The following is a 246-nucleotide window of genomic DNA, read 5'->3' on the forward strand; positions in this document are numbered from 1 at the left end:
CAAGCTGTCCGACTACGTGCACTGGTACAACAACTTCAGGATCCACTCGACGCTCGGCTACATGAGCCCCGTCGAGTTCAGGAAGGCGGGGCTGATCCTGTCGAAACCGTCCAAATAAGTGTTGCCAATCCACGTGGCGTTCCTCGACTCCGAGGCGCCCGCCGACCTCGGAGCCGACCTCAGGGCGCTGCGCGACGTGAGCGCCAGGCGGGGCTGGGGCGCAGCGGTGGAGGGCGCCCTGCGCTC

The 246-nt window shown here is 66.3% G+C and carries 1 protein-coding gene; it reads left to right on the forward strand.

Going from position 1 to position 246, the window contains the following annotated elements; translation table 11 throughout:
- Positions 1–16: 16 nt before the first annotated feature.
- A complete protein-coding gene (locus H6A16_RS10660; protein WP_342589756.1) occupies positions 17–118 on the forward strand; it encodes an IS3 family transposase in 102 nt (33 codons plus the stop codon).
- Positions 119–246: the final 128 nt, after the last annotated feature.

Source organism: Collinsella tanakaei, from assembly GCF_016900375.1.
Taxonomy (GTDB): domain Bacteria; phylum Actinomycetota; class Coriobacteriia; order Coriobacteriales; family Coriobacteriaceae; genus Collinsella.